Source organism: Imperialibacter sp. (assembly GCF_040222385.1).
GTDB lineage: Bacteria > Bacteroidota > Bacteroidia > Cytophagales > Cyclobacteriaceae > Imperialibacter.
Genome location: NZ_JAVKDF010000022.1, coordinates 261262 through 285233 on the forward strand (window position 1 = coordinate 261262; position 23972 = coordinate 285233).

The 23972-nt window shown below is 47.5% G+C and carries 24 protein-coding genes; 20 read left to right on the forward strand and 4 right to left on the reverse strand.

Annotation, left to right across the window (positions count from 1 at the left end; genetic code table 11):
* The first annotated feature begins 5 nt into the window (after nt 1-5).
* The 4 genes from RIG68_RS08755 to RIG68_RS08770 all read left to right on the forward strand — a co-directional run bounded on the left by RIG68_RS08755 (nt 6) and on the right by RIG68_RS08770 (nt 2725).
* Nucleotides 6-818 (forward strand): SGNH/GDSL hydrolase family protein, encoded by an 813-nt coding sequence (locus RIG68_RS08755; protein WP_350121205.1) that lies wholly within the window; start codon nt 6-8, stop codon nt 816-818.
* A gap of 2 nt (nt 819-820) precedes the next feature.
* Nucleotides 821-1954 carry an MBOAT family O-acyltransferase gene (locus RIG68_RS08760; protein ID WP_350121207.1) on the forward strand — a complete coding sequence of 378 codons (1134 nt, stop codon included), beginning with the start codon at nt 821-823 and terminating at the stop codon, nt 1952-1954.
* A gap of 5 nt (nt 1955-1959) precedes the next feature.
* The gene (locus tag RIG68_RS08765; protein ID WP_350121210.1) at nt 1960-2097 is read left to right on the forward strand and encodes a hypothetical protein; all 138 of its coding nucleotides are present in this window, start codon (nt 1960-1962) and stop codon (nt 2095-2097) included.
* Nucleotides 2098-2275: 178 nt separating this feature from the next.
* On the forward strand, nt 2276-2725 hold the full coding sequence (locus RIG68_RS08770) for a KTSC domain-containing protein (RefSeq protein WP_350121213.1): 450 nt from the start codon (nt 2276-2278) through the stop codon (nt 2723-2725).
* Between the two features lie 21 nt (nt 2726-2746).
* On the opposite strand, the gene RIG68_RS08775 is transcribed toward RIG68_RS08770, so the two are convergent.
* Nucleotides 2747-3127 carry a DoxX family protein gene (locus RIG68_RS08775; protein WP_350121216.1) on the reverse strand — a complete coding sequence of 127 codons (381 nt, stop codon included), beginning with the start codon at nt 3125-3127 and terminating at the stop codon, nt 2747-2749.
* A gap of 217 nt (nt 3128-3344) precedes the next feature.
* Here RIG68_RS08775 and RIG68_RS08780 point away from each other — a divergent pair, with 217 nt between their 5' ends.
* The 3 genes from RIG68_RS08780 to RIG68_RS08790 all read left to right on the forward strand — a co-directional run bounded on the left by RIG68_RS08780 (nt 3345) and on the right by RIG68_RS08790 (nt 5898).
* Nucleotides 3345-3722: a hypothetical protein gene (locus tag RIG68_RS08780; RefSeq protein ID WP_350121218.1), complete on the forward strand. Its 378-nt coding sequence runs from the start codon at nt 3345-3347 to the stop codon at nt 3720-3722.
* A gap of 6 nt (nt 3723-3728) precedes the next feature.
* Nucleotides 3729-4286 (forward strand): hypothetical protein, encoded by a 558-nt coding sequence (locus tag RIG68_RS08785; RefSeq protein ID WP_350121221.1) that lies wholly within the window; start codon nt 3729-3731, stop codon nt 4284-4286.
* A 124-nt stretch (nt 4287-4410) separates the two neighbouring features.
* Entirely contained in the window at nt 4411-5898 is a 1488-nt protein-coding gene (locus tag RIG68_RS08790) for a beta-propeller fold lactonase family protein (RefSeq protein ID WP_350121224.1), read from the forward strand.
* Between the two features lie 7 nt (nt 5899-5905).
* Here RIG68_RS08790 and RIG68_RS08795 read toward each other — a convergent pair whose 3' ends face one another.
* Nucleotides 5906-7609: a PQQ-dependent sugar dehydrogenase gene (locus RIG68_RS08795; protein WP_350121226.1), complete on the reverse strand. Its 1704-nt coding sequence runs from the start codon at nt 7607-7609 to the stop codon at nt 5906-5908.
* Between the two features lie 251 nt (nt 7610-7860).
* On the opposite strand from RIG68_RS08795, the gene RIG68_RS08800 reads away from it, so the two are divergent.
* The 11 genes from RIG68_RS08800 (at nt 7861) to RIG68_RS08850 (ending at nt 17632) form a co-directional block, all read left to right on the forward strand.
* Nucleotides 7861-9018, forward strand: a complete 1158-nt coding sequence (locus tag RIG68_RS08800; protein ID WP_350121229.1) for a hypothetical protein — start codon at nt 7861-7863, stop codon at nt 9016-9018.
* A complete protein-coding gene (locus RIG68_RS08805; RefSeq protein WP_350121232.1) occupies nt 9018-10223 on the forward strand; it encodes a ChbG/HpnK family deacetylase in 1206 nt (401 codons plus the stop codon). The genes RIG68_RS08800 and RIG68_RS08805 overlap by 1 nt, the downstream gene beginning before the upstream one ends.
* A gap of 76 nt (nt 10224-10299) precedes the next feature.
* Complete coding sequence (locus RIG68_RS08810; RefSeq protein ID WP_350121235.1) at nt 10300-11550, forward strand: hypothetical protein; 1251 nt, start codon at nt 10300-10302, stop codon at nt 11548-11550.
* 109 nt (nt 11551-11659) lie between these two features.
* Entirely contained in the window at nt 11660-12379 is a 720-nt protein-coding gene (locus RIG68_RS08815; RefSeq protein WP_350121238.1) for a LiaF transmembrane domain-containing protein, read from the forward strand.
* Between the two features lie 2 nt (nt 12380-12381).
* Nucleotides 12382-12720, forward strand: coding sequence for a DUF4288 domain-containing protein (locus tag RIG68_RS08820; RefSeq protein WP_350121241.1), 339 nt, complete (start codon nt 12382-12384; stop codon nt 12718-12720).
* A 1-nt stretch (nt 12721) separates the two neighbouring features.
* Nucleotides 12722-13762, forward strand: coding sequence for a sensor histidine kinase (locus RIG68_RS08825; protein WP_350121244.1), 1041 nt, complete (start codon nt 12722-12724; stop codon nt 13760-13762).
* Entirely contained in the window at nt 13759-14493 is a 735-nt protein-coding gene (locus RIG68_RS08830; protein ID WP_350121247.1) for a LytR/AlgR family response regulator transcription factor, read from the forward strand. The genes RIG68_RS08825 and RIG68_RS08830 overlap by 4 nt, the downstream gene beginning before the upstream one ends.
* Nucleotides 14494-14658: 165 nt before the next feature.
* On the forward strand, nt 14659-14865 hold the full coding sequence (locus tag RIG68_RS08835; protein WP_151996645.1) for a hypothetical protein: 207 nt from the start codon (nt 14659-14661) through the stop codon (nt 14863-14865).
* A gap of 126 nt (nt 14866-14991) precedes the next feature.
* Nucleotides 14992-16026, forward strand: a complete 1035-nt coding sequence (locus RIG68_RS08840) for an alpha/beta hydrolase (protein WP_350121250.1) — start codon at nt 14992-14994, stop codon at nt 16024-16026.
* A 118-nt stretch (nt 16027-16144) separates the two neighbouring features.
* A complete protein-coding gene (locus RIG68_RS08845) occupies nt 16145-16765 on the forward strand; it encodes a hypothetical protein (protein ID WP_350121253.1) in 621 nt (206 codons plus the stop codon).
* 540 nt (nt 16766-17305) lie between these two features.
* The gene (locus RIG68_RS08850; protein ID WP_350093466.1) at nt 17306-17632 is read left to right on the forward strand and encodes a hypothetical protein; all 327 of its coding nucleotides are present in this window, start codon (nt 17306-17308) and stop codon (nt 17630-17632) included.
* A 29-nt stretch (nt 17633-17661) separates the two neighbouring features.
* On the opposite strand, the gene RIG68_RS08855 is transcribed toward RIG68_RS08850, so the two are convergent.
* Both RIG68_RS08855 and RIG68_RS08860 read right to left on the reverse strand, forming a co-directional pair.
* On the reverse strand, nt 17662-18918 hold the full coding sequence (locus tag RIG68_RS08855) for a multidrug effflux MFS transporter (RefSeq protein WP_350121255.1): 1257 nt from the start codon (nt 18916-18918) through the stop codon (nt 17662-17664).
* A 172-nt stretch (nt 18919-19090) separates the two neighbouring features.
* A complete protein-coding gene (locus tag RIG68_RS08860) occupies nt 19091-20518 on the reverse strand; it encodes a carboxylesterase family protein (RefSeq protein ID WP_350121258.1) in 1428 nt (475 codons plus the stop codon).
* A gap of 423 nt (nt 20519-20941) precedes the next feature.
* On the opposite strand from RIG68_RS08860, the gene RIG68_RS08865 reads away from it, so the two are divergent.
* Both RIG68_RS08865 and RIG68_RS08870 read left to right on the forward strand, forming a co-directional pair.
* Entirely contained in the window at nt 20942-21280 is a 339-nt protein-coding gene (locus tag RIG68_RS08865) for a PadR family transcriptional regulator (protein ID WP_350121260.1), read from the forward strand.
* Entirely contained in the window at nt 21277-23886 is a 2610-nt protein-coding gene (locus RIG68_RS08870) for an ABC transporter permease (RefSeq protein ID WP_350121262.1), read from the forward strand. The genes RIG68_RS08865 and RIG68_RS08870 overlap by 4 nt, the downstream gene beginning before the upstream one ends.
* The last annotated feature ends 86 nt before the right edge of the window (nt 23887-23972 follow it).

A 23972-nucleotide genomic window follows, 5' to 3' on the forward strand; every position in this document is an offset into this window, starting at 1 on the left:
CTCATTTGGAGAATGAATATTTTGATTTGCAGTTACGTAACACTTTCAAAAAAAAGAAAAGTGTCTCGACCGACCCTATTAGAATCGTCCTTATCGGCAGCTCTCTGATTCACCAGGGACTAAATGACGCTGAGGAAATAGAAGAGAACTTGAAGGAGAGATACAATGCGGAGTTTTCCGTTGTAAAAATTTATCGTAGAGGTGGGAGTGTAAGTGACTTCTATCGCAATGAAAATTTGGCAAACGAAATCATAGCATTTAAGCCGCAATACTTATTTATCCAGGAATCTTTGATCGCCTTTTATGAAGAGGAAAAATTCACGCTCGGCAAGAGAATAAGCACCCGAGCATTGAGAGAACTATTTCAAAAAGACAGAGAAAAGTCAAATATAATTTTTCCTCCTAACGATAATGAACTGCAAATAAACACGGGCGATAGCCTAAGGTTAGAGGATAAGATCAGGGAAACGGAAGGTTCAAAGGTTGTTGACGGGGTCATGAAAGGTGGTTTGGAAAAATTCCTGCGTCGGATGACAAAAAATGATATCAAACTGGTGGCGATTAACATACCTTACCCAAATAAACTAGAAAATGTAATGGATTCTCTTAGAGGTTCAAACGCTTATAAAGAGCTGGTTGAATGGTACAAGGGTGATTTTGGCTTTGATTTTCTGGACATTGATATAGATATGCCGTTCAGCTATTACTTTGACCTTGCTCATATGAATCCGAAAGGAGAGGAGATATATACCGACTGGTTCATTGATCAGGTAGGGGAGCAAGTGATGCCTTTTATTAGTCCAAAAGAGCATAAGTAGCGGTGGAAGAACTATCGATCATCTTTATTGCCACCCTGCCCGCCCTACTTGGTTGCTGGCTTTTGCCCGAGAAGTATCAGATAAAGGCCGTGGGCTTAGTTGGCTTTTGCCTGCTAGCATATCTTGATACTGTTTCGTTGGCTGTTCTGGTGGCCACAAGCATTTTAACATATTATACCCTAGACAAGCTCACAAAAGAAAAAGTCGCTATCCTTGTCATTGGCACAATACTAGCTGTCATATTTTTATTTTTTAAAGTTGATTTCTCTTCTCAATCTGATTTTATTCGAAACAGGGCCCTTCCCTTAGGAATGTCCTACTACATTTTCAGACAATTACATTTTTGTTTAGAAGTGTACAAGGGAAATATTAGGGACGTGAAGTTTGTCAACTTTATGTCTTATTTATTCTTCTTTCCTGTGTTTTTGGTCGGGCCAATTAACAGATATCCCGAATGGGAACGTGAAATCCGTCGAAGGAGATGGGATGCGGATGTTTTCTCTTCCGGCCTGGAACGAATCTTATACGGATTTGTAAAAATAGTATTGATTGGTAACTACCTTATTTCCAATGGGTTGTACAAGTTTATTTTTAACCTGGGAGAGGAATACAAATGGATGGCCAGTTACCTGGACTGCATTCGGTATGCTGCCAACTCGTATTTTCAATTTGCCGGCTATTCTGATATTGCTATTGGTATTTCACTATTAATGGGAATAAGAATCGTTGAGAATTTTAACTTCCCGTTCCTTGCAATAAACATAAATGACTTTTGGAAAAGGTGGCATATATCTTTGTCACAATGGTGTAAGGACTACATCTTTTTGCCGATCGCTTCATATACCAGAATGCCAATTGTTGCGATCGTTTCGTCGATGCTGGTTCTGGGTCTATGGCACGAAGTTTCAATGAGGTACGTAATTTGGGGGATTTTTCATGGTCTTGGAATAGCTGTCTGGCAGGTATTCGACAAACGTTTTCAATTTGATTTTAGGAACCGCCTAGCTCAAATAATGTGGAGAATAGTATCTGTGATCCTGACTTTCAATTTTGTGGTTGTTAGTTTTGCCTGGATAAAAGAGGACTCCTTTATTGAAGCATTGGGGGTATTCAGGACGTTGTTATTTTTAGATTAAGTAGAATGTACACTTTTTTGGTGAAGTATGTGGGAAAGAAAGCTGCCAATTGGCTTATCATTTTTTGGTATGTCCTTTTGATACTGCTGGTTTATAATTTTCTTAATGTGCGTGAAGGAGAAATGAGGTACCTGGACTTCTGATGGTCTTTCCGCAAGTAAGGCAAAAGACTCTATGTGCATGTGGAAAGTTGTAAGATAAAGCGCTTGGGACGAAAATTAGCGACTAAGCACCTTCGCATTTCGTGGTTCAATTTTCCTGGCTCTTCGCTTTCAATCATTTAAATCTCTAGCTTTGCAGCCGAATTAACAGAAGGCAGCAATGAAGCGCATCAATGAATACAGGAAACTGTTTAATGCTGAGGCAGATACAGATCTAAAGCAACTGAAAACCACCTATAGAAATCTGGTGAAAGAATGGCATCCTGATAAATTTCAACAGGATGATGAAAAGGCTGCCGAGGCTAAGCAGAAAAGTTTACAAATAATCGACGCCTACCATTTTCTGGTAAGCATTGCTCCTGAAACCAAGGCAGCCAATTTGGCTGAATACACAACCACTACGACCGAATCGGGCATCGTTGATTTCAAGCTCAAAGGATTGGTGCTTGAAGTAACCTTTTTAGATGGCACCACCTATGAGTATTTTGGTGTAACGAAGCATGTTTATCAAGGTCTGATCAACTCCGACAAGCCCTACAGGTTTGGCAAGCGAAATATCTTCAACTCGTTTCTTTACAGAAAGTCGAAAAGAGACTTGGAGCCGGCATAAACTTTTGGGACAGCCTCGCCGTTAGGTCAAAGCTTCTGCTTTCAATTTTTTATGGTAGAAGATGTATGACAATGCCTCAATCCCAAAAATCACCACCATCATCAGCAAGCCAGGATCAAAGCCACCGACGGCAATGCCTGAATAGGTAGCGCCGATGAGGTCAAAAGTCAGTCCAGCATATGCCCATTCTTTGACCCTTGGGAATCCAGGTATAAAAAGGGCAATTACACCAAGTGCTTTGGCCACTCCAAGAAACGGGATGATATATTCTGGGTACCCTAGCTGGCCCGACACCATTTCAACGGCTTCCGGCACAGAAATAATGTCGGGGATAGCGGAAAACATCATGAAGCCGCCAAAGAGGCCGGTGAATACCCAGTAGAGTATGTTGATTCTTTTCATAATAGTTGGTTTAAGTGATAAGACAAAGATAGCACCTGCTCGTACAACTGTCGCTGCGTGATAACGTCATTTTAGTGGGGCGTTTGCGGCATGGAGTACCAGGAATTGAACTCGTGGCACTCACTATCTGCTCCTGCTCTCACCGCAGCATTCTCTTTTGCTCTAAATTTTCCTATTTTGTTGAACGGAATTCATTCCAACCTACTTCAACCAAACTATGAAAAACATTCTTGTCTACCTACTTATAGCTGCGGCCCTCGGGCTGGCGGTTCTTAGCTTTTTTCAAAATAAAAGGATCAGGAACCTCAGGGAGATTCAAAAAAACTACGAGGCTTTGACAGAGAACTTCGCTGAGTTAAGTAAGAACTACAAAAGCACCCTTTTGAAATACCAGGAAATAAAAATGTCACTTGACCAGACCACAATGAGCCTTGACTCCATTAGCCAGCGGCTTGACAGTGTAAACAGGCAGAGTACACTACTGATTGCCTCTGCACACGCCAATATCGTGGAGATCATTCAGGAGGTGGACACTCTTGAATTGGACGATGTGGAAACGATAAGAAGCCTTAGAACGCTTCTGAATGAAAAATAATTGGATATGAGATATTTAGCCATTCTGTTTTTCATGATTAGTTACAGCGTGGAAATCCAGGCTCAGGTAAAGGCGTTTACGTCACAGGACACAAAAATGACCTTGTTTCGGGGTGATACAGTGGCCATAGAGGCGGACACAGCGTCGTTGCTGAGCTCCAGTGTGATATATCAGATCAATGAGCTTACCTATAAGTACGAAGCATTGCTTCAACGATACAATACGAACATTGGTGTAAACAAACGCTTGCTGGCGCAACTCACCACAACCAAGGAGTCGCTGGAGAAGCTGCTGGACAATAACACCGGGGGCAACGTTCAAATTGGAGCGTTAAATGATGTGGTGGCCAGGCTTACGAGCTTGTCAGTCAGCCTTAACGATACCAACAAAAACCTCGAAGCAAATACAACCGATCTGGATGCGATGATTCAGGAGTTAAAAGAACAAAACAAGGAGTTGAAGCGGCAGATCAACCTGATGGGTTTAGATAAATTTAAAGACAGGTTGTTGTTCGGCGCCATTGGGGCCGCCGTAATAAGTGTTTTTTGGTTGGTGGCAGGCTAGATCGGGCAAACACACCTTTAATGCCAAATTCAAGGTAACACCCCACGAAGTGGCAGGCACAATTGACGGAAATCTGGTACTTTAGCACCAACAAGTAACATTGTTTTCGCAAACACCCTCCTGAATGAAAAAGATCACTTTTGTCTTGCTGTGCTGTTTAATGGGTGCCACCTCCGGCAAAGCTCAAAGCACGAACCAACATTTCCTTTTCATAGGTACGTATGCCACTGAGGCCGGCCCCAGCGGCATCCATACTTATCAGTTCGATAGTGAAAGCGGCACTTTGAGAAGAGTGCAGGCTGTTGCCGAGCTGGATAACGCTTCCTTTCTAGCCGTGAGCGACGACCAAACCAATCTTTACGCAGTAAGCGGCTCCAGGGTAAATGCCTACACTTTGAACCCCGGCACGGGTCAGCTATCGTTCCTCAATAGTGTTCCTTCAGCGGGATCTTGCTACGTGTCAGCAGCTCCCAATGGCAGCACTGTTTTTGTAGGCAACTACGGCGGCGGCAATACGGAAGCTGTTCGCACCAATGCCGATGGATCGTTCGACGAGGCAAGTGTGCAGCTTCTTCAGCACCAGGGGAGCAGCATAAACAAAGAAAGGCAGGAAGCACCTCATGTGCATGCGACGGTACTGTCCCCCGACGGCCGCTACCTGATGGTACCCGACCTGGGAACGGACAGGGTGTACCAGTACCAACTGAACGCCACATCAGGCCAAATACTGGCGCCAGCTTCGAAGCCTTGGCTGTCGGTGCCCAAAGGTGCGGGGCCAAGGCACCTTGATTTCCATCCCAATGGCCAATATGCTTACCTTGTATTGGAACTACAGGGAGCCGTGATGGCGCTCGACTATAGGGAAGGCATGCTGATGGAAAAGCAGATAATCAGTATGGTAGACAAAGACTTCAAAGGCCGCCTCTCTGGGGCTGACATTCATGTGTCGCCTGATGGAAAGTTCTTGTATGCTTCGAACCGGGGAGACGCCAACGAAATAGCCATCTATTCTATTGATAAGAACGGTAAATTGAACCGTGTAAGCAGACAGCCTTTAATGGGGAAAACCCCCAGGAATTTCGCTATCGACCCGACGGGCAGGTTTCTGCTGGTAGCTAACCAGGATACAAATGAAGTGATAGTTTTCCGGCGAGATGAAACCACAGGTCTCTTGACTTCTACAGGCCAAAGTATTGCTGTCGATAAACCGGTTTGTCTCAAGTTCGCTCCGGTGCAACAAGGGCCTGAAGAAAAACTGGTGGCTGAGGCTGTTGAGCGCTTCCGCCAGGCCATGACCGACCCTGACAGCGAGGTGCTGGCTTCCCTTGCCAGCGACGACCTGGAGTATGTGCACTCCAGCGGCACTGTCAGAGACAAGCAAGGCTTTATTGACGAATTCATGAAGCGCTGGACCAACTTTAGCAAAGTGGATATACTGAATCAAACGATCAAAATATCCGGCGACAACGCTATTGTGAGGCACAGGCTAGTGGCCGATGCCAACAACCCTGGCTACCCTTCAAAGGTCGACATTACCATTTTGATGGTATGGAGAAAGGAGGGCGTTCAATGGAAAATGCTGGCGAGGCAGGCCGCCAAGATACCTGAATAGCCGGGCATCAGTAAGCCTTGACGATTTTCCAGATCTTTCTGTCTGCTTTGGTAATGATATACATCTCTTTTTGAATATGGTCGTAGCCAATGCGCAAATGCTGACGCTTGATGCCTGTCAGCTCCTGCATGGTGGTTTCCTTTCCGTTTTTGGCAACAGAGAGTTGGTAAATAGTCGAATCGCTGAGCTTTGGGTTGATATTGACAAAGAACAGCTTGCCGTTTACAACGTCGCCGAACACATACTTGTCTTTGAGGGCCTTCAAGTTTCCTCTATACACATAGCCACCGCTGATGGCATTGCCTATTTCATGGTCGTATTGGGCAAACGGGCCTTTGTACAGCAACTGGTCTGTGGAGCTGAGTTCGTAGACTGCTTTGAGGTTCTTGATGGTATTGATGCCGTAATTGCCTTCCCGCACCGGCCAGCCATAATCGCCGCCAGCCACTACTATATTGAGCTCTTCGATATTCGCTTCACCTATGTCGGTGACGAACATTCTGTGGTCATTGGCTTCATCCCAGGCCATGCGGTGCGGGTTGCGGAAGCCGTATGCATATATTTCCCTAACCACACCATCGCCGGAATCCTGTGAGAAAGGGTTACCCGCTGGTATCCCGTATTTGCCGTTGTTACTATTGCTGCCAGCGGGGTCAATCCTCATGATGCACCCTAGAAACGATTGAGGGTGATGGCCAAGCTCGGGGTGGTGGATGTTGTTGGAGCCACCGTCGCCATAGCCAAAATACAACAGGCCATAGTCGGGGTGGTTTTTTTCCAGCCCAGGGATGAAGCCGACGTCTTGCATGCCATGGGCAAAGGTAGGGGCATGCACCCGCAATAGTTCTCTGTAGGTTCCTGAGAAAACCGTGTCCATCGGATTGTTAACCTTCCACTCACCAACGATCCACTGCGCCACCGACCGGAGTGTGTCGGAAATGACGTAGTCCGCTGGCTGGCCCTTATAGGCTTCGGCATGGCTGATATAGAGCAGACCATTGTTTTGAAAGTCTGGGTGAAAATCGAAGCTGCCAAGGCCGGTGGCGATACCCGGGCCACTTTGGAAGTCGGGAAGCTCGTTTCTGAGATCCATAAACACCGCCGCCTTTCTATCTTTGATGCGATAGATGACGCCATGCTGGTCGCTGGCAAATATGGCACCATCGCCAACAGGAGAAGAGCGCAGAGTGACCACGCCGAGGTCGGAAGATTCACCCAAAGCTGGTAGCTGAACGACCTCTTCCAGCTCTATACTGATACCTGATGGTTGAGGCTCACTTACCAGTTGCCCTGACAGTCCTGCTTCTTTGCCTTGTTGCGCCACATCCAAAGGGGGAATATCGAACAGCTCAGTTTGCTGCCTGAGGTAAGCCACAATAGCGCTGATATCGTCTTCCGGCAACCATTCAAAAGACGGCATTACCAGCTTATACTTTTGCTTCAGTAATGAAAATCTAATATCCGCTGAGTCAATGTATTTTGATGGGTCTTGAATGAACGTAATGAACTGCTTCTCTGCCACCACTGAAGTCACACCTCCAAGCGGTGGGCCTATGCCGTCATCCTGTAGCCCGTGGCACGACATGCAGTGTTTGGTAAACAAGTCCTTGCCTTTGGTCAGGGTAGCCTCATCAGGTTGTGGGTTACAGCTAATAAAGGCGAGGGCGAAACCAACGGGGAGTGCGAGGGTAAGCAGCAGACGTTTAGACATGGAGTGAAGATAGCAATCGTCTTCCAAATATATTGTCACGTGCTCAACTCGCCTTGTGAAATGTTACATAAGACCCTGGGAAGCTGGCTGTCATCGAAAACGCTTTTTTCGAGTCCATTTCATTGAATAGTTCCTGGGGAAATTGATAATGACATGATTATTAGGCCGTTATCATCAAAATACCGATAAATAGGGATTGCAAGGGCGTGAAAATTTGCTGAAATTCATTGTCTTATCAACCACCTACTGCAATGACCGGACTTGTTGTGCTCGATGTCTTCATCAGCCTGATATTCATTTTTTTGTTGTACAGTCTTTTTGCTACCACCATTGTGGAGTCCGTCACCTCTTCGTTTGGCTCCAGGGGCAAAAACCTTCTCGCAGGTATTGACAGGATGCTTTCGGATGATGGAAGCACCAATAGATTCAACTACACTTTTCTCAATCTCTTTATTGCCTTTCGTGGCAACGGCTTCACGGAAGCCTTCTACAAGCATCCGTCTATTAAATTTCTGGCACAGAAGGGATTGGTTAGCCTGGCAACCAGCAGGCCTTCTTACATCGCACCCGATAGGTTCAGTGCTGCCATGATAGACCTTTTGAGAAATGGAAACTATGATGACGAAGGTCAGAACATCAGCGCTTCCCTCGGCATCATTCCTCGATTTGACCTGAAAGAATTGCAAGACCGGATCGATCAGCTCGAAAGCGATATCAGCCAGCTTGACGCCAAAAAGGATTTGTTTGAATTGGAGGCTTTTTCCGAGGAGTTGGCTTACCTCAAAGGTGACCTCCAAAAGAAAGCCAATCGCAGTAGTGCAGACATCCTTCAACCCTTTACCATCGACAAGGAAACCAACTACCAGCTGAAATCGCTTTGGTTTGATGCCGCCAATGACATTGAGAAGTTCAAAGTCCTCATTGAAAAATGGTACAACGAGCAAATGGATCGCATCATAGGCTGGTACAAACGCAAAGTGACGTTTCTTACGTTCGTCTTGGGGCTGGCCCTGGCCGTTTGCTTTAAGGTAGACACCATAAAGATAGCCAATCAGCTTTCTGAGAACGAGGCGATGAGGGCCATTTTTGTAGACGGAGCCACAAACTTCATGGCAAAACATGGCGAAACCCTTGATGAGGAAGCATTCAAACAGCAAAAAGAGTATGCTGAAGCTGTTAAGGCGGAAATTGAGCAGTACAATGCTGTACTCAGCAATAGTGCAGAGAGGTGGCGTTGGTGGGCCATCCCTGGTTACCTTATCACAGCCTTTGCTATCTCGCTGGGCGGCCCCTTTTGGTTCGACTTGTTGAACAAGCTGGTAAAAGTCAGAAGCTCTCTGCAAATGCCGGTGGCGGCGAAAGAGGACGAGAAGAAGATGGAGACGGTCAGCACAAAAGCAGTTGGGTAATGGAAAAGATCAAAGGAACCGTCACTCAGCTGGTGAATGTGAGACTGGACAAGCCTACCGTCAGGGCGAAAAGAGCACCGGCACTGCCCATTGGAACCGTAGTTGAAATTTCCCACGCCATTAGGGGCGAGATGTACAAGGAAGTTGACATCTGGTATGTGATGACGAACCAGACCTTCGTGTGGAGCGGGGCCATCAATGCCAGTTCCGATGTGCCATTTATAGAGAAGAAACTAATTGTCACTGCCGATGACATTGGCGTTGTGGACGACATTGATATGGGTGCTAAAGTGGCGCTGAGGTATGGTAGAATCAATTCCATTGCCGTTTTTGTTAACCGGCCCAACGACACCAACGGTGACTATCTCAAAGGCTGGTACGACTTCCTGCGTTCTTATGAGCGGGTAGGTGACAGCCGTAAGCTCTACGAAACCACCCATGTGGGGCTGCACTTTACCATCACCTCAGGAGAGCCTGTCTCTAACCCGCAGGGAGTTGGCAATCTGCTCAATGGCAAATACTTTCGCAAATACACCGACTTCGATACGGACTACGAGCGGGAGGCTTTTGTTGATCAGATCAAGGCCGAGCTCGATGCCCAGTACGAGAAATTCAAGGCGGTGTTTAAGCGCAAACCCGATCATTTGACGTCACATCACGATATACTGACGTTTAACAAGCCGCTTTTCCGGCATATGCAGGAATGGTCACAGAAAAACGAAGTTCCTCTTAGAACTCACAAATTCCTGCCCTCGGCGAAGAGGTTTTGGTACGACACGCTGGTCATCACCGACATTGATCTGCCTTCGATTGATAAAATGAACCAATGGGAGGAAGAGTTTGGGTCGAAAGTAGAAGGGGCTCAGCATACTATTGTTGACCACTATGGGCCGCTGCCACCTTTTGCTGTAATTAACTACCTGAGCCAGGTGAAGAAAAAGCAGGGTAAGCTAGAAGAGTGGCTATTTGATTTTTTGGTGAGCAAAGACCACACGAGGGAGATTGTTATCCATCTGCTCAAAACCACTTTGCGACGGCAAAGAGACCTGGTGCGGAGCTACAAAGACGTAGAGGCTTCTTACCCGGGAGTCAATATCAAACATTTCGACGGGAGGGTGGCTGAATACCTGTCGCTGCAAAAAGGCAGCCCCTGGAAATCGGATCCTAGTCTGTCATTGAGTCCAGTGGTGGTGAGCGAGGCGTGATGATGCCTGAGTGCCAATTTCGCAAGAGGTTTTCGTATTTAGTATATTACATAGACAAACCAGCTAATAAGCTCTTATGAACGTCAAAGGAAAATACATACTGTTGATTGTTTTCGGTTTCATTCTTGTGCTAGTGATTTGCATCCAACAAAGTGCAACAGCACAAGACAGAAAAATCGACCGGGACAAGCTTGGTAAGATCTTCAAAGCTAATTCCACACAGCTAAGAGAGGCCACGTTTCAGCAGCAAGAGACTGTGCCTGAGATCAACATTGTTGAAGACGGTGAAATCACCCTGCGGCAAAACCAATTAAAGGCGGTTCGCTTTGGTGACAAAGTGGAAGTGGCCGGTGCCGAAGCCAGGGAGGTACTTCAGCAGCAGGAAACAAGGCCAGTTTTCACAACCGGCGACACAACTGTATCCCCGGAACAACTGATCCCCGAAGTGTTTGTGCTGCCGGGCCAAACTGAAAGCCAGGACATCAGATACTACATCTTTTTCACCTCGGCGCTGCCGCTACAGTACGACTTTTCTCAGAACGCCTTTTTGGGCAGCATCAATTTCATTTTATTGCCTGAGTCGGGCGGTGGCCATTTGCCTACAATCGACCCCGTCTTCATTGAACCTGCCTCTCTGGAAATAGGAGGCATCAACCCCGGCTGGATAGAGATTGATCATCTCAACCTGCCCTCGTCAAGTATCAAGCTCACAGCTACCGACAACTTAAAGGATTCGGCAGAGCTGAGGCTCCGTACCCGGCTGAACCCTGAAGGATATATCACCAAAGTGGGGGTGAAGTCGCCCCTTACTATCAAAGCCCGCAAGAAGTTCGCACAGGGCTATGGCATACAGGAGGTGCCCGTTGAGGTGATATTGAAGGGAATAGGAAGCGGCAGCGCTGAGATCAGGTTCTCGTTTGAAGAGGGAGCAGGCACATTGTCGGAGGAGAGCTTTGTATTGAGCAACAACGAAACAAAAACCGTATACATCCGCTCCCAGGGCGACGGGCCGGTGAAGCTGGCCGCCTTCTCCACCGGCTTTAGCTCCAACCTGGAGGGCTTTCAGTACGACTTTCCTTACACCTTTCTCCTTTTCACACTCATAGGTGGGCTCATTGGAGCCAGCGTTAAATACCTCAAGAGCGACAGCAAATTTTCCTGGAAATCGTTCAGTGGCGGCGTGCTGGTAGGTTTGCTGGCCGTTGGGCTTTGGTATGTGCTGGGCATCAATATCCTCAGCATCTCCCTCGACGACGTGTACAACGAAGGCTCCGTACTTCTTATCAGTGCCGTTGGTGCCTGGGGCGTGGGATTGAAGTGGGGGTGACTTCGTTTACCGACGCTAACCCCTTGTTCACCGACTTCTCTCTGGCGGTGGCCTTTTTGCTGTGGCCAGGATCGTTTTTCTGCCGTTACTTTCAGAAAAACTTAATCAAATGGATACACGAAACACTTCTCCGGAAAACGCCCAAAGGGCTTCTCCAAAATCTAATCGCCCGCTGGCGGGAGTAATTCTGATAGTAATTGGCTCGGTACTATTGGCCAGACAAATGCACCTCGATGTGCCCCGTTGGATCTTCTCCTGGGAAATGATCTTGATAGGTATCGGTCTGTTTGTAGGTGCCCGCAGATCGTTTCAGCCAGGTGGATGGTTGGTGCCGATAGCTATTGGAACTATTTTCCTGCTTCAGGATGAGTTTTTGGGTTATGAATATCGCCACTTTTTCTGGCCTGTCATCATTATCGGTATTGGTCTCTATATGATCCTAAGGCCAAAACAAAACCGGTGGGAGAGAGGCTATACCACCGAAAACTCTTCTGATGACTTTGTCGACTCATCTGTGGTTTTCGGCGGTGTGAAAAAAAAGATAATCACTAAGAATTTCCAGGGCGGAAGAATTGACAACATATTCGGCGGCACCGATCTGGACCTGATGCAGGCCGACTTCACAGGCACTATCGTGATGGATTTCAATGTGGCTTTCGGTGGTGTTAAACTGGTAGTGCCCCCACATTGGAATATCAAGAACGAGGCCACGGCCATTTTGGGAGGCATCGATGACAAGCGACCAATAGTGCAGGCCGATGACAACAGCAAAGTCCTGATACTTAAGGGCACTGTGATGTTCGGCGGACTGGATATTAAGAGCTACTAGTGATGGAATGGTACTTGTCAAAAATCGTCTTTGAGATTTGCGCAGGAGATCGGCCGCAGTTTGATGAAACGCTGCGGCTGATACAAGCCAATAGTGATGAAGAGGCTTTTCATAAAGCACGAATGCTTGGCCGTAGTGAAGAAGATACTTTTGCCAATGTGCATAATCAAACAGTGAAGTGGAAGTTCATCGACGTTTGCGATGTGATTCCGGTCGACGAATTGAAAGACGGAGTTGAATTATTTTCGCAAATTCACGAGCCGGAAGAAAGCAAAGCCTATGTTCACTATGTGCATCAAAAGGCGGCGTTGCTCCAGCTGATGCATAACCCTGTCTTGTAACATGACCAAACCACTCGTTTCCCACACCACCATCGCCCTGAGCTACCTGGCCTGGTGGATGTTTTGGATGGCCGTTCAAACCTACGCCATGGTGCAAGTGGGCTTTGACTGGGAAACGGCACTGACCGATGCATCCATCACTCAATTGATCTATGCTGTGGCAGGCTACACCATGAACACCTCCATGCAGGCTTATCAACCGGGCAGACGCACGGCAATATTTGTGCTTATGCGAGCTATTGTGCTAAGCGTTATTTGCCTTTTCGCCCAACAATTCATCCTCGAACAGGTCAATGCCAAAACGCCTGGCTATGAAGCATTTCTTGGAAATACGCTGGCGGTTCGGGGTACGGTTGGCTTACTCATGATGATGCTGGTGGCCATACTCACCTGGTTTTGGGTGTATGTCTCCGAAAGGACGGAAACAGAACAGCGAAAAGAAGATGCCATGAAGCTCTCACGAGAGGCTGAACTCAGCCAGCTCAGGCAGCAATTGCAGCCCCATTTTCTGTTCAACAGCCTCAATTCCATCAGCGCATTGGTAGTCACACGCCCCGAGGAAGCCCGCAGCATGATTCAGCAGCTTTCAGACTTTCTGCGTGGAACAGTAAAAAAAGAAAACGGTAAACTAGTGACGCTGGAAGAAGAGCTGAAGCATTTGCAGCTTTACCTGGATATCGAAAAGGTGAGATTTGGTCATAGGCTACGAGTAGAAATTTTAAAAAATGACGATTGCATGACCCACAAACTCCCTTCGCTGCTGTTGCAGCCCATAGTGGAGAACGCCATCAAATTCGGACTGTATGACACGGTAGGAGAGATCACCGTTTCCGTGAAGGCCGCCCTGCAGAGCACGATGCTGCACATTGAAATAAAGAACCCTTTCGACCCTGAAACGTCAGTCACTGCCAGAGGAACTGGCTTTGGATTGTCGTCGGTAAAACGCAGATTGTACCTGCTTTATCATAGAAACGATTTACTCCTCACCTCGCAGCAGGGGGGAGAATTTACCACCACCATTAAAATTCCGCCATCGATATGATCAAAGTGATATTAATAGATGACGAGCCCCTAGCCCGCAGCATGGTAAAGGAATACCTGGGCGCTTATGCCGACATAGCTATTGTTGACGAATGCAATGACGGCTTTGAAGGTGTAAAAGCCATTGCGCAGCACAAGCCCGACCTTATTTTCCTCGACATTCAAATGCCCAAAATTAATGGCTTTGAAATGCTCGAGCTGGTCGAAAATCCTCCAGCCGTCATTTTCACCACCGCCTTCGACGAGTACGCTATTCAGGCTTTCGAACAGCATGCGCTGGATTACCTGCTCAAGCCCTTCAGCAAAGAGCGGTTCGACAAGGCCATTCAGAAATGGCGAAGCCAGCAAGGTGTTGCGCCGCAGGACACCACAGAACTGCTCGAAAACACCTCATTGCCCGAAGAGCGGCTACGGATTGTTGTGAAAAAAGGAAATAACATTGTGATCCTTCCCATTCAAACCGTACACTATTTGGAAGCCTACGACGACTATGTGAAAATCCACACAAAGGAGGGTTTTTACCTGAAAAAGAAGACCATGGGTCATTTCGAAAAAGTGCTTGACCCCAAGCAGTTTGTGCGCATCCACCGCTCGTACCTGATGAACCTCCAGGAGCTTACCCGCATTGAGCCGGCAGAGAAAGACAGCCATCTCGCCCTTTTAAGAAGCGGTACCCGCATTCCGCTGAGTCAGAGCGGGTATGCCAAGTTGAAGGAGGTGTTGGGGATTTGAGGGGTGGAGGGCGATAGGGCAATTCAAAAACCAGATCTACCTGCGACTGCAAAAGAAATAAATGTGATTGTGTATATTCAGTTGGTTAATTTGATTGGAGTCGTTAGTCAAAACGATCAAAACCTGATAAAGGCTCAATCAGTACACAAACCAAAAGCATTTACCATGCCCAAACACAGCGTAAAACTCAATTTGCCTTCTACTGAGATTGGCAGTTCGGATGTAATCATCGACGTGACCCAGGATGGTGGCAAGCTAGGCACCTTGAAAATATCAAAAGGAGGACTTGACTGGACGCCCAGGTATGCGAAAATCATCTCCCTCAACTGGACGCAATTTGACAAACTCCTTCAGGACAATACAAAAAAATAGGGCAGTGCAGACGGCAATGGCTGGCTGATTCCAATGCGTGCGCCAGTGTTGTTGCAATTCCTTGTCTCGTATCTTAACTTTATTTAAGACTGCGCTTGTGCATCCCAACACTCAACACCACCTACCATGTTTTTAAAACGATTTTTCCCACTGGCCATCGGCTGCTGCTTGCTAGCTGGTGACCTCGCCGCACAGTCAAACAATGACAGCGGCAATGGCAACTTTGTCGTCGGCCCCGACTACACCATCGACCCGGCGCTAACCGACCAGGGCAACCCCAAAGGAAAGTATTTCGAGTTTTCGATGCGACTGGCCGATAGCAAGATTTTTCCAGGTACTGACGCCACCCTCGACCCGAAAAAGCCAGTAAGAGAAACTCGGCAGATTTTTGTGTACGTGCCCGCTGCCTATAAAGATGGTGCGAAAGCACCGATACTAGTTACCCTGGATGGCCCAAGTCGACTAGACCTAGTGCGCAACGCCCTGGACAACCTCACAATTTCAACAGATGCGGCCCGCAAATTGCCCGCCTTCATTACCATCGCTGTGCAAAATGGGGGAGATGACGCCAAAGGCAGCGAGAGAGGCCTTGAGTACGATACTATGTCGGATCGCTTTGCCCGCTTTATCAACGATGAAGTGCTGCCTGCCGTGCTAAGCAACCCATCCATCAAAGCGGCGTATCCCAACATCGCCTTTACTGCTGACCCCTGGGGAAAAGCCGTAATGGGCTGTAGCTCAGGCGGTGCTGCTGCGCTGACCATGGGCTGGTTCAGGCCAGACCTTTTCAGGCGGCTGATTACCTATTCCGGCACCTTCGTTGACCAGCAGGACGATGATGCGCCAGAAGAGGCTGTCTATCCACTGGGGGCCTGGGAATACCACTCTGGCATGAAGCTCATTGAAACCACTGACAAGAAACCGCTCCGCATTTTTACCCATGTCTCGGAGTTTGACCTGCGTTATGACGCCGCTGAGGAGACCTACCACAACTGGGTAATGGCCAATAACCGAACTGCCGACGCCCTCAAAGCCAAAGGCTACGACTACCGCTATGTGTTCAGCAAAGCCACCAAGCACTGTGACACCAGGGTATATGAGCTGACCCTGGCGAACACACTGGTTTGGATGTGGAAGGAGTATGAAGGGGGTAGTAAGTAAATGGTAAATAGTGAGTTGTAGGTAGTAAGGGGTCGGTATAGCAAGCCTGGCATGAGGCGACACTAAAAAGAAAACTCTTTTGGAGGTGATGCTTAACTTTGCAAAAAAAAACGAGAACATGAGAGTGACCAAAACGGTACTTATCATCTTTTTTATGATGGGTGCCAGCATTGTATCTTGTTTGAATCGAAATGGTAGTTGTGATCCGGTGCCGCCTCATTTTAGGATCAACGATATTGGATCTACTAACATGATGCTCATAAATTCACAGCCAAATCCCTGGCGAAGGATCGCCGAAAACGAAAAGGCTCCGTGGGCTGGTTTTTTTATTAGGTTCAATTTTGAAGTAGAATATATCGCTGCTACGTCATCAAATTACGGACAATCTGCAATGGCCCTTTCTTGCATTGAACAGGGTTATGCCGGTGACAAAGTCGGAGTAGACAATGTTATCGTTCAAACGATTTATGATTACAACGATAACTACGTTGCTGGCGATACTATCAACGAAATAGTTCTTACAAATGACTGGACTTACTTTTACGATGATTTCGAAAAGTTTCTACCACTTTCGAATTACATAGCCGACAATCGTAAGGGTGTTCTTTTTGAGGTTTTTGAACTCAAATTGTCCGAAGCCCCGGCTGAAAGCGATTCCTTCTCTCTTCAACTATCCTTTGTCCTCAACAACGGCGAAGCATTTCAACACACGACAAACCCGCTCGTTTTGACGAAATAAATGTTAACGTTTCTGTGAAAAAGTTTATCGCCAGTAAATTCATGACTGAAAGTAGGTAGGCCAGCTATTCAGGCTCACAAGCAAAAGAGCAGGTTTGCCAGAGCAAACCGCAAAGGTTGTAGATGTGCCGTACCTACAGCACTCGCAGTAAGCCCGATTTTAATGAGCCGGTGTTACCGGCATATTGTTCCTACGGAACTGGGCCGCACAAAGCTTTTCTCGTTCCGCCAGTCAGCTAGTTGACTCTTCTCTGTGTTCCTCTTTCTTCTCTGTAGCAGGGCAAGGGATGGTTGGTTATTCACGTAAAGGCGCACGTTCGCTAAAGCAGATCGCAAAGTTTCCACATGTAGTACTTCGTGCCTAAGAATCTTTGTGGCCAAAAGGAAAAGAAAGATTTACACGACACGAATTCGAAGCCCTCTCAATACTCAGCCAAGTTGGTTCTTAGTTGCCAAACGCACCTTATACAGGGCCGCCATCAATACCTGCATAGTTTTTGCTATTGCATTGAGCATCATTTAAACTTTAAATCAGACTCTTATGAACAATGCCAAAGTTGACAACTACACAAAATTTATGTTGACAGTAATAGCCATTTGCTTGACGGTTTTAACACTCGAGCAGGTTGACCTTTTTCCAAAGGCATTTGCGGGAGAATCGACCAGTCCAGCAATGACATCAGGTGCAAAATATGGTCTCGTCCCTCTCAATGAAGACGGAAGCATCACTGTGAAAATAAGCGCAAGTGATGAATTGGATGTAAATATTGTAGGAATAGATACCAGCGACGAACTGGATGTGAATATTGACGAGCTAGGGGGTAGCTATGTGTCGAGCGGCGGGCCAATACCGGTAAAAATTAAATGACGGCTTCTTTCTGCAAGCTTAGCTCCTGGTTATAACGTGCCAATCATATCGACCTCTTCCTGCTCCACCTCTTTGAGCGTAGCGGCAGCCTTGTGCTTAATGATGCTTCTCCCCAGATGAAAAATGCTCAGTGACGACAAAGCGCAGCAGGCCATCACGCCTGCCATGGGAAGGGGAGTGGGGTCGTGGAAGACACTCACCAGTACTGAGGCTCCTGCCCCAATGGCCATTTGAACTGCACCCATCAGCGCCGATGCGTTGCCTGCATTGGTGTGGAAAGGAGCCATGGAAAGCGCTGACGAATTAGGGAAGATAAAGCCCTGACAGCATAGAAAGACAAAAACAAGAGCGGTAACGCTGTAGAAGTCAGCCAGGCCAAGCAAACTAAAGGCTACCAATCCCACACCAGCTGTCGCCTGAAAAGACAGTCCCACTCCGATGATCTGTTCGCTGGAGTATTTCTTTAGCATGAGGTTGTTTAGCTGGGTAGAGCCAATCAGCCCCATGGCAATAACAGCGAAGACCCAGCTGAATTGACCTTCCGTTAGCTGAAATACCTCCATGTACACATGGGGGGAGCCGCTAACGTAGGCATACAAACCAGCTGCGGCTACTGCACCCGTAAAGGCGAATGTAGTGAACTGGGCGTATCGGAACACGCTGGCAAAGTTTCGCAGGATAGGCCTGGGCATGAGCGAAAAGGAGGGATCCGGCTTTTTACTTTCTGGTAATAACCAATAAATGCCCACCAGAACGCCAATGGCCACCACAACAAGGGCGACAAAGACATAACGCCAGCCAAACACTGAAGTAATCAGCCCGCCGGCTGTGGGCGCAATAATGGGCGAGACCGCCACCACCAGCATCAGCGACGAAAATATCTTGGCGTTTTCCTTTACTTCGAACAAGTCACGCACCATAGCACGGGCCGCCACCATGCCCACACAGCCGCCCAGTGCCTGAAAAAACCTGCCAGCAATCAGTACCTCTACCGAGTTGGCCATCGCACAACCAACGGAAGCCACTAAGTACAGGCTCAGTCCGAAGTAGAGAGGGTTTTTGCGTCCAAATCTCTCCAGCAGAGGGCCGTAGAGCAATTGCCCGGCCGAAATACCCACAAAGAAGCTGGACAGCGATAGCATGACCTGATCCACGCTGGTGTTCAGGCCTTTGGCAATACCCGAAAAAGCAGGCAGGTACATATCCACGGAAAAGGGGCCAATGGCGGTAAGCAGCCCCAGAATAAAGATCAGAGAGAATTTACTTTTGGGACGGTGGTTGGTCATTGAACAGTTGAGGCGAACCTTGTGGCTTAACAAAGCTCTTTGCTACCAAAGGTAAGCATGGAAATCCTTTCCTGGCAACGTTTATCCAACAACGGTTTATGTGTCTGAACAATTTACTGTGAACAATGGTTTTGGGTCAAATTTATTACGGCACCGACTGGATACCCCCTGGTTATTCTTTTGCCTGCGCAAACATCCAGTCCATCAAACCAGGAGTTTCCCTTACCTGCTTCCAGATGTCGTGGCCACGGTCAGGGTATTCGGTGTAGCGAGGGGAACCACCAGCATTCTTTACCGCCTGAATGATGTGCTGAGAGCCTGATACAGGCACATTGACATCAGTTCGACCATGGAAGGCCCACACCGGTACATCCACAATTTGTTGAGCAAACTGTGGATCGCCCTCACCGGAAACGGGTACAGCCGCTGCGAACAAATCAGGACGGGTGCTGATAAAGTGCCAGGTGCCATAGCCGCCAAGCGAACTTCCCATAACGTAGCGCCTCTTTTCATCGATGTCAAATTCCTTTTCCAGCGCTGCCATGGCTTCAAATACCAGCGTGTCGATAGACTTATAGGCAGGTATGCCTCCCCAGCTATGCATGGGAGGGCATTGGGGGACAAAAAGAAATGCCTGGTACTTTTCCCTGCTGGTATAGTCAGAAAGCATTTGCGCTGCCAATGATCCATCGAACTGCCTGGTGTTGTCCGTTCCCCATCCGGCGCCACCATGCAAGCAAACGACCATCGGAAATTTCTTCCCCGGCTCGTAATCGAGAGGTTTCAGAAAGCGATACTGCAACATTTCACCTTTGCTGCTGGTGTAGGAGCGAAATTCGTAAGGATCCGCCATTTTTCGGGCGGCAGGGGTGGGGTGAGTATTATAATAGCCTTGCTTGACTATCATGAACCCAAAAAGGAGGATAAAAAACACCCCCATAAAACTGAAGAAAGCATATATGTCTGCGATCGATTTCCTACTCTCTGTGCTTACCTGTTCATCTTTCAGCAGGCTGCGCTCGCTCATAAATTGCCTGATGAACAATGCCCAAATCAGCCCTCCGGCAATGGTTGTCCATTCCGCCAGCTTTTGGACAAAGATACCAGTGGAAGAGTTGTTGCCCGAAAGTAATATCCAGGTGAGGGAAATGAGTAAGATCACGTTCACAATGCCCATCCCGATACCGGCGCTCCTGAGGAGAGGCTTTTTTCGTGCATCAGAAGTCAAAAGACCTGCAGCGTGAAGAAGTCCGGCTAAAAGCAACAGATAAAGAACTGGGTAATAAAAATCCTGTAATTGCCTGGCTCGTAATATGGCTGTTAAGACAATCACTTGTAGTAACACCATGATGCTGGATGCCATAGTGCCGAAGAAAGCCAGCCGGTACTGATTTTGGTGATAGTATTTCAAGAGGAACAGGGAGGGAAGCAGGTAAATAGCACACGTAACAAGCAGCCAGCTACCAAACGACGGCAGCCAGGAAATTTGGTAGCCCACCCACATTTGAACAACTGTTTGGAGTGTGTTAGCGACAATGTATAGGCCAATAAGAAAGCTTCCAAAAAAATAGAAATCTCGGTTGATAGGAAAAGCTTTCATAGTGTTAAGTGTTTAGTCGTCAACGAATTCAATTAAATATACGAAAGATAACGGTAATGTTTCGTTCAAATTATGTTCACTCAACAGGAGCATCCTGCCTCCAATGGGCATTCAAACATCTCCACATCAGGGTTAGGTGGTGGCAAAATTTTATGTTTCATTGTTACCTTCTCCATTAATCGCAGTTATACCATCAATGTCGTTTAGTTAAGAGCATTTTGGCCTTAGTCCCTAAAGGGGACTACTAATGGTCATTGTATCGCCCTTTAGGGCCAGGGGTAAAAATGGAATTGGGCGACGGAACCTCTTAACTAAACGACATTGGTTATATCACCATGAAATCACTTAATTCATGCGCATCACTATTAAGATTGCTTTTAGGATTTAAATATTTTAATTACATTTAGTATTAAAATAAAAATCATGGGCAAGTATTCAATAGGGGAGTTCGAAGAAATTGTGTTGTTGACCGTGGCGGTGCTTTACGGCAATGCCTACGGTATCACAATCAAAGAAGAGATAGAAACCAGGCTGAAGCGCTCAGTAAGTGTGGGTGCCATGCGCATAGCCCTGAAACGGCTTGAGAAGAAAGGCTTTCTGACCTCCGAGTTTGGTGAGTCCACAGCCGTGAGGGGAGGGAAGAGAAAGCGCTTTTTCAAAGTAACTCCCTTTGGGAAGAAGGCGCTTGAAGAGGCCATGGCGGCTCGTCAGCAACTTTGGGAGGCCATCCCTTCAGTCGCCTTCGACTTTAAGTTTATATGAACAACAAACCTACAGAAAAGCCCACGCCCTCGCCGCCCAAGTGGCTACTGGCGTTCCTTCGCTGGTTCTGCGATCCAGACCTTCTGGAAGACGTGGAAGGCGATCTGACCGAATTGTTCGAGCAGCGGGCGGAAAGCAGCCCAACCAGGGCACGGTGGCTTTTTGCGTTGGATGTAGTAAAGCTCCTCCGGCCAGGTATCGTCAAAAACTTTGCATTTGTCACAACTCAAAATAACAACGCTATGCTATTCAATCATGTCAAAATGGCGATTCGCCATGCGCTGAGGTACAAGGGGTACACTGCGCTCAATCTTTTCGGGCTCATTGTGGGGCTAACGTCAAGTATTCTTATTCTTCTATGGGTCAACGACGAGGTAGAAAAGGACCAGTTTCATGTAAACGCCGCCCGCATCTATCAGGTATGGCGCAATATGTACCAGGCCAACGGAGAGGTAATCACCACCGGAAGCATTCCCGGCCCTTTAGGAGGGGCGCTGGCCAACAATTATCCTGAAGTGGATGAAGTAACCTACTACAGCTGGGAACTGGAGCTGTTGTTTCGTCTCGAGGAAAACGTGTCTTATGAAAAGGGGAGGTATGTGTCGCCTGAATTCTTCAGCATTTTTAGTTTTCCTTTTGCTGCCGGTGATCCGGCGAGCGCTTTGAATGACCCGCATTCGGTTGTGATCTCCGAAAAACTCGCTAAAAAGTATTTTGGAGAAAGCTGGAAAACAGACGCATTAAGTAAGGTGATTAAAATAGATGAAAGTCAGGAGTTTACAGTGTCTGGTGTTTTTGAAGACACCGGAAGTCAGTCTTCAATGACTTTTGATTTTTTACTCCCTGCCCACGAGTATATCGCCCGTAACGAGTGGATCAAGAGCTGGTTCAATGGCGGTTTTAGTATCTACTTTACAGTGAAGCCCGGTGCCGATCTTGCCGCCGTGCAGCAAAGGATAGAGCAGGAAATCAACAACAATACAGACAACGCTGCTGATGAGCGGCTCATGGTGCTGAAGGCCACCGACACCTACCTGCATTCCAATTTTAAAAACGGTGTACCCTCCGGCGGACGAATTCAATATGTGAGAATACTTACGGTCATCGCTATTTTTCTGCTGGTGATTTCCTGCATCAACTTCATGAACCTGTCTACCGCCAGGGCAAGCCGCAGAACCAAAGAAATTGGCGTCAGAAAGGTGCTTGGTGCCCAAAGGCGTACGCTGGGTCAGCAGTTTATGGTGGAATCATTCATGATCACCATTGTAGCGGCATTATTTTCCATTGGGCTTGTGCTGCTTATTATCCCTTACTTCAATGGCCTTACCGACAAGCAACTTTTCCTGGATTTTACAGACTCACGGTTTTGGATAGGCATAAGTACTTTGATTGCTGTTACCGGCTTGCTTTCCGGAAGTTATCCAGCCCTGTTATTGCCGTCCTTCAAAGTGACTAACTCGCTGAAAGGAGCAGTCCGGCAGTCTTCCTCAAGCATCTATTTCAGAAACGGCCTTGTCGTTTTTCAGTTTGCTTTGTCCATTATTCTGATCATTGGAAGCCTGGTGGTCGCCCGGCAGATGAACTTTGTGCTCAACAAAAACCTGGGCCTCGACAAAGAAAACATGGCATACCTGTACATGCCGCAGGATCTGGCCAACCGAAGGGACGTATACAGAACCGAGTTGCTCAATATACCCGAGGTAAAGGAAGTCTCTTTTGCCAGCGGCAATCCACTGCAGTACGGCCGCTCGACTGGTAGCTCGCAGTGGGACGGCAAAGATCCCAATGCAGAAATAGAAGTCAATGTATTGATGGTGGATTTGGGTTTTTTCTCTTCCATGGGAATGGAGATAGTTGACGGTCGTGGTTTCTCGAAGGACTTCGCCTCAGACACTGCCAATTATATCATCAACGAAGTAATGGCCGACATCATGGGTTTTGACGAGCCACTGGGTCAAAACCTGTCTGTTTGGGGCAGTAAGGGTAAGGTGATCGGGATCGTAAAGAACTTCCATATGCAGAGCCTGTATGAGCCAATTGCGCCTCTTGTAGTTGCCTACAATCCCCCATACACCTCGGTAGCACTCATCAGGCTTCAAAACGACATACCCAAAGCCATCACAGGTATTGAAAAAGTAACGACGGCGCTTAGCCCTGCCTTTCCCTTCCAGTATGAGTTCATGGACACCAGCTATGCCGCTTCGTACCGCACTGAAATGTCGCTCAGTGCGCTGGTGAATATTTTTGCCATTGTCTCCATCTTTATTTCCTGTTTGGGGCTTTTTGGGCTGTCTTCCTTTTCTGCCGACCAGCGATCCAAGGAAATTGGCATCAGAAAAGTGCACGGTGCCAGCGTACCAGGGCTCGTCATGCTGCTTTCCAGAGACTACGCACGACTGATGATCGTCGCTTTTGCGCTGGCAGCACCGGTAGCCTGGTATTATATGCAGGAATGGCTCAACGGTTTTGCCTTTAGAACTGACCTGACGGTGACAGCATTTCTGCTGGCTGGCCTCACAGCATTTGTGGTGGGGGCGCTTACAGTGAGTATGAAGTCATATCAGGCAGCCATTGCGAATCCAACGAGGACGCTGAAGGATGAGTAGGTGTCACGAGCCCTTATGTCAATCCTGTTGATATAAGGGCATTCTTCCTTGGCTAGAAGAAATACCACGCCCAACAAGCACCTTCG